The sequence below is a fragment of the Stenotrophomonas sp. HMWF023 genome, assembly GCF_003060985.1.
Taxonomy (GTDB): Bacteria; Pseudomonadota; Gammaproteobacteria; order Xanthomonadales; family Xanthomonadaceae; genus Stenotrophomonas; species Stenotrophomonas lactitubi.
Genome location: NZ_QAIJ01000078.1, coordinates 1 through 6,152 on the forward strand (window position 1 = coordinate 1; position 6,152 = coordinate 6,152).

General features: G+C 65.5%; 4 protein-coding genes. 2 read left to right on the top strand and 2 right to left on the bottom strand.

Annotation, left to right across the window (positions count from 1 at the left end):
- Together DBR20_RS03150 and DBR20_RS03155 are read right to left on the bottom strand one after the other, a co-directional pair.
- Positions 1-1,550, bottom strand: a 1,550-nt coding sequence (locus tag DBR20_RS03150; RefSeq protein WP_146186945.1) for a TonB-dependent receptor, incomplete at its 3' end; no start/stop codon positions are given.
- Between the two features lie 51 nt (positions 1,551-1,601).
- Complete coding sequence (locus tag DBR20_RS03155; RefSeq protein ID WP_108265156.1) at positions 1,602-3,074, bottom strand: transglutaminase domain-containing protein; 1,473 nt, start codon at positions 3,072-3,074, stop codon at positions 1,602-1,604.
- 132 nt (positions 3,075-3,206) lie between these two features.
- On the opposite strand from DBR20_RS03155, the gene DBR20_RS03160 reads away from it, so the two are divergent.
- Both DBR20_RS03160 and DBR20_RS03165 read left to right on the top strand, forming a co-directional pair.
- Entirely contained in the window at positions 3,207-4,652 is a 1,446-nt protein-coding gene (locus DBR20_RS03160; RefSeq protein ID WP_108265157.1) for an SH3 domain-containing protein, read from the top strand.
- Positions 4,653-5,747, top strand: coding sequence for a dipeptide epimerase (locus DBR20_RS03165; protein ID WP_089238266.1), 1,095 nt, complete (start codon positions 4,653-4,655; stop codon positions 5,745-5,747). It abuts the gene before it with no gap.
- Positions 5,748-6,152: the final 405 nt, after the last annotated feature.

Consider the following 6,152-nt stretch of genomic DNA (forward strand, 5'->3'; position numbering starts at 1 on the left):
ACGTAGGCATTGGCGCCGTCCCACACTTCATCCCCGGGACGCGCCACGTAGGCGGTGTAGCTCAAGGCGGTCGGCCCGGGATAGCGGGTCGTCTGGTCGGTGGTCATCAGCTCGCGGTCAACGCCGAAGCGCAGCAGGTGGTCCCCCAGCTGCCATTCGAAGTCCAGGCGCGCCACGTCGCGTGTGTCATCACGTTCTGCCACGGCCGTGCCGGTCGGATGGCAGCCGGCGCGCAGGCCCTGCAGCTTGGACAGACGGGTGCCATAGGTACTGTCGGTGAACACCGGACTGCAGGCCTGGTCCAGCGACGAGTTGGTGAACGCGCGCTGGTTGTTCTGGCCGACCATCGCGCGGGCGGTGAAGTTCTGTCCGAAGTGACCGGTGTAGGTGGCTGACCAGTTCTTGCCGCCAGTCTCGGTGATCGAATCACCGCCCCAGTCGCCGAGACGATTGTCATCCCAGGCGTAGGCGTAGGACGCATTGGTGACATCGCCTTCATCGGAGAATGCCAGCAGCGCAAGGCTGTGGTTGTCATTGATGTTCCAGTCCAGCTTGGTGCCCCAGAACCCATTGCCGGACTTGTTCTTGAACCAGGTGCTGCCATCGGACGAGGTGTTGTGGCCGCGGTCGTTGCGGTCCTCGTACATGGCGAACAGGAACAGCTTGTCCTTGATGATCGGCCCAGAGCCCCAGACGTTGGTCTTCAGGAACGAGTTGTTGTCGCGGCTGCCGTAGGAATGCGGCGTACCGTCGCGATGGAAATGGTCGCCGCCGCTGGAGCGCCCAGCACTGGGCTCGGCAGTGACTTCCACGCCGCCCTTGAACTCGTTGCTGCCTGAGCGGGTGACCGCATTGATCACGCCGCCAGTGGAACGACCGAACTCGACCGAGTAGCCGCCGGTCTTGACCTGGAATTCATTGAAGAACGCGAACGGTGCCGTGCTGAAGCCACGTCGCGTGTACATGTCGGTGACGTTGAGACCGTTGATGAAGACTGCGTTCTCGGCCACCGAGGAACCAGCGAAGGACAGGCCGCCGAACGACGAGTTGCCGCCGACCACGCCCGGTGCCATCAACGCGACAGCGGACAGGTCCTGTGCCACCGGCAGCCGGGAAATCTCCTGCCGGTTGATGTTGAATGAGGTCTCGGTGGAATAGACGTCCACCCGGTTGATCACGCGGGTACCGACCACCTGCAGTGCATCGAGGTTGGTGACACCGCCGCCACTGGCCAGGTTGACGGTCGTGGTGCCGCCGACAGCGACGCTGACCGCCACCTGTTCGCCCAGTGTCTGGCCATCGCGGCTGAGCTGCAGCCGGTAGTCACCCACCGGCAGCTGGCCGAGGCGGTAGCTGCCATCGACACCGACGGTGACCGTCCGGGTCAGACCGGTGCCGGCATTGACGACGGTGATCTGGTCGCCCGCGGTCGCGCGGCCGGCAACGGCACCCGACACGTTCTGGGCCATGGCCGTGGTGGGCAACATGATGCCCAGACACGTCCCGAGGGCGACGCACAAGGCCGCCCGCTTGATGTTGTAAGCCTTCATCCCCTGCTCTCTCCTGCAAGAATTGAATGGTGGTGGGGGTGGTGTATCGCGCTAGCGTTGCCCGGCTGGCAGTACCCGCCACTGGAAGTCGTAGCTCCATTGGTCGAAGTACAGGTTGCCGCCTGCCCACTCGGCCTCGCCGCGCTGCGAGTCGACCGTTTCCGAGCGGTAGTGCTGTTTGGCCGGCACGAAGGCCTGGCCGAAATCGTCGTTGAACGCGATGCGGTAGCCATCGAGCCCACCCAGGTAGAAATCACGCAGCGCGGGCGCGTCGCTGGCCAGGGCACCGGTGGTCACATCCATCGGCAGCCAGCCATACGGCGCCAGGTAGACCTGGCCCCAGTCGTGCAGGTTGTTGTAGCCGCTGCCATCGTCGGAAAACACCATGCCCGACTGCCAGCGCGCGGGAATGCCGTTCATGCGCAGCAGGGCGATCAGCAGCAGGGTCTGCTGCCCGCAATCGGCGTGACCGGCGCGCAGCGCGTAGTCACTGATGTTGCTGATCGTCGAGTACTCGCGTGCACCAGCCCAGGGAATGCGATCAACCGCCGCTAACAGCTTGCGTACCACTTCATATGGGCGTGTCTCGCCCTGCAGCACCTGGTCGGAAAACAGCTTCAACGCCGGGGTGAAGCGCACGTGCGGCAGCTGCTCGGCCAGATAGGGCTTCAATGCGGGATCATTCGGCGTGGCCTGCACCTTCGTCGCATCGATTGCCGTGTGGCGCGCGAAGATCGTCACCGCATAGCGGATTTCAAAGTGCGTCGGCTGGCCAGCCACGGCCTTGGCTTCCAGATAGGCAGTGCGCTGCTGCGTGCTGGCCGGGGCGATGCGCGCCTTGTCCAGGGAACTGGCAATCCACTGCACGCGCTCCTGCTGGCCGGGAATCTCGCGCGGGTACGGAATCCATGCGCGAATGGTTTCGCCAGCCGGTACGGTGTCGGCCTTGACCGTCAACGACTGGGTGAATTCGATGCGCTGCGGCAACACGGATGCGTTGCCGCTCTGTTCGGCGGCAGCAACCACGCGCGCGTGATGTGCATTGAGCACTTCATTCGGGCCGGGCGGTGGCATAGGCGCATCTGCCCGACGACGCGCACGCGCCTCGTCGCTGAGCAGGAACAGGTTGGAGGGCGCACGCTTGAAGTACCAGCGCGTGCCGTCGATATCGAAGTGCTCGATCAGCCCCTGCTGGTCCCAGCGCGCGAACTCCTCGTCGGTCAGATCCGGAATCCAGCGGCGCACGGCAGCCTTGGCTGCGGCTTCGTCGAGGCTGAAATCCAGTTGGATGCGGCGCATGCGCTCGTACTGGAAGTCGGCGGGTGGAGGCACCCCGTCTGCGGCGATCGTCGCAACGACATCCCTGAAGCGACCGCTGTCGACCAGATCGATCAACCGCGTTTCCTGTTCACGATCGACGGCACTGCGCTGATCCGCGGCCGATGCCGACCACGCCCACAGCAGCAGCGCGGCACCAAGGCCGGCAGCGGCAGGCAGAGACGGTTTGCGAACGGCAGGATCCACAGCGACACTTCCCAAGCGCGGGTGGTAACGGCTGTGTAACACGGGCCGGGGGACCGGTCAATAATTTATTCTTGCTTTCGCCGCCAAAAGGAATAAATATTCCAACAGGCATTCGAGGAGGGTGTGCAGCGCATGATCCTGGCTTCCCGCGAACCGCGTCGGCACTGGCCGCGCAGGTTGACCCTGGCGCTGGCCCTGGGCCTGCTGGCCCTACCCGCATTCACCCAGGCGGTCACGCCTGCACCCGACCCCGGCGCACCGCTGCCGTACGTGATCGGCCTGCATGAGGCCTACCTCACCCCGGACTACTGGGCCGCACGGCTGGACAACGCCGATGCACCGATCCTGGACCACGCGCAGATCAATGCGCAGAACGCGCGGATGCGCGCCCAGGACAGCCACATCCAGGACATCGCCACGCTGCCCGCACAGCTCGGCGCCACGCAGGTGCGCGACAGCATCGGCGCGCTTTCAAGCTGGCCCAAGCGGGCGCTGTATGACGAGAAGGGCCAGGCCATCGCCCCCGGCCTGCGCACCGCAATTGAAGCCAACCTCGGCCTCGACGCGGTTCCTGCGCAGGTCGCACCGTCGTACGGGCTGGTGGTGAAGCGCGCCGCGCTGCGCACCGTCCCCACCCGCCAGCGTGTTTTCAGCACAGTCGGCGACACCGATATCGACCGTTTCCAGGAATCGGCGCTGTTCCCCGGTGACAGGGTAGCCGTGGTCCACCGCAGTGCCGATGGCCGCTGGCTGTTCGTGCACAGCGAGCGCTACAGCGCGTGGATCGAAGCCGATGCCGTGGCCATTGGTGACAAAGCCACGGTGCTCGGCTACGGCGCGAAGGGCCCGTACCGCATCGTCACCGGTGCCATCGCGCACACCGCCTACACACCGGAAGCGCCGCGTGTATCGCGCCTGCAGCTGGACATGGGCGTGCGCCTGCCGGTGTTGGCCGACTGGCCCGCCGCCGAACCGGTGAACGGGCAACAGGCACATGCCTCGTGGGTAGTGCAGCTGCCGGTGCGCGAGGCCGATGGCCGCCTGCGCCTGGTGCCGGCGCTGCTGCCGCGCTCGCAGGACACCGCCGCCGACTACCTGCCGCTGACTCCGCGCCTGCTGCTGCAGCAATCGTTCAAGTTCCTCGGCGAGCGCTACGGCTGGGGCCACGACTACGACACCCGCGACTGCAGCGGATTCGTGTCGGAGATCTACCGCAGCTTCGGCGTACTGCTGCCGCGCAATACCAGCGCACAGGCGATCAGCCCCGCGCTGGACCGCCTGCCGTTCACCAGCAAGGACAGCAAGGCCGTGCGCGACCGCGCCGTCACCGATCTGCAGGTGGGCGATCTGGTCTACATCCCCGGCCACGTGATGATGGCCATCGGCCACGTCGACGGCCGCACCTGGGTGATCCACGATACCGCGGGCGGCAGCTGGTTCGGCGCCGACGGCAAGCGCGTGCAGGCCCACCTCAATGGTGTTTCGGTCACGCCGCTGGAGCCGATGATGGCCAGCGACAGCGTCCGCTACATCGACCGCATCACCAACATCCAACGCCTGCGTGCCAAGAATCCCTGAATGAAGATCACTGCCATCGAACTGGGCATGCTGCGCGTGCCGCTGAAAACACCGTTCAAGACCGCGCTGCGCACCGTGGAGACCGTGGAAGACGTGGTGGTGCTGATCCGCACCGACACCGGTCACACCGGCTACGGCGAGGCACCGGCCACCGCGGTCATCACTGGTGACACCCACGGTTCGATCATCGAAGCGATCCGCCACTTCATCGCCCCGCGCCTGATCGGCCAGGAGGTGGTCAACCTCAACCGCCTGTGCACGCTGGTGCAGACCGCGATGGAGCGCAACACCAGCGCCAAGGCGGCGGTGGAAATCGCGCTCTACGATCTGTGGGCGCAGCTACATGGCGCGCCGTTGTACCAGATGCTGGGTGGCGGCGACCCGGTGATCACCACCGACATCACCATCAGCGTGGACTACATCGACAAGATGGTCGCCGATTCACTGTCGGCGATCGAACGCGGCTTCGAGTCGCTGAAGATCAAGGTCGGCAAGGACATCGGCGTGGACATCGAGCGGGTCAAGGCGATCCACGCCGCCGTGGAGGGCCGTGCACTGCTGCGCCTGGACGCCAACCAGGGCTGGACCGCCAAGCAGGCCGTGCATGCGATGCGCACGCTGGAAGAAGCAGGCGTGGTGCTGGAGCTGCTGGAACAACCCGTCAAGGCTGCCGACATCAGCGGCCTGAAGTACGTCACCGACCGGGTCAACACCCCGGTGATGGCCGACGAGAGCGTGTTCAGCCCCAGCCAGGTAATGGACCTGATCCAGCAGCGCGCCGCCGACATCATCAACATCAAGCTGATGAAGACCGGCGGCCTGTCCAACGCGATCCGCATTGCCGACATCGCCGGCATCTACGGCGTGCCGTGCATGATCGGCTGCATGATCGAGTCGAGCATCAGCGTGGCGGCGGCAGTACATCTGGCGGTAGCCAAGAGCGATGTGATCACCAAGGTCGACCTCGATGGCCCATCGCTGGGGCAGTTCGATCCGGTCAGCGGCGGCGTCCGCTTCAACGAATCGGAGATCAGCATCAGCGATGTGCCGGGGCTGGGCATCACCGAAGTGCGGGGGCTGGAGATGCTGGGTTGATTTCTGCCTTGCGGCTGGCTTGGCGTACAACTGACTTTGGGTCGGGCGTTACTTTTCTTTTCGCGAAAAGAAAAGTAACCAAAAGAAACGCTCCGCCGGCCGCGAGCCGGCGTGCTGCGCACGCCGGTGCCCTGCGCTCCTCGGTCCGCCGAGGGACGGCGCGGAACTCGCTGCGCTCAGACACCCGCGCCTCTACGCCCTCGCCGGACCTGCGGTGCTCGGCTCGCTTGAAGGCGGACTCAACAGCAGCTCCGGGTAGATCCACGCCACGCGTGGATGCTCCTGCTTCTGCTCTACCCCGTATCCTCTTCGCGGCTGGCACGCGCGCGATCTGTCCGGGGTCGGGCGGGTGGGATTTGCAGGGGTGTCCGCGCCAAGGATGGCGCGGCCAAGCCTCCATGGACG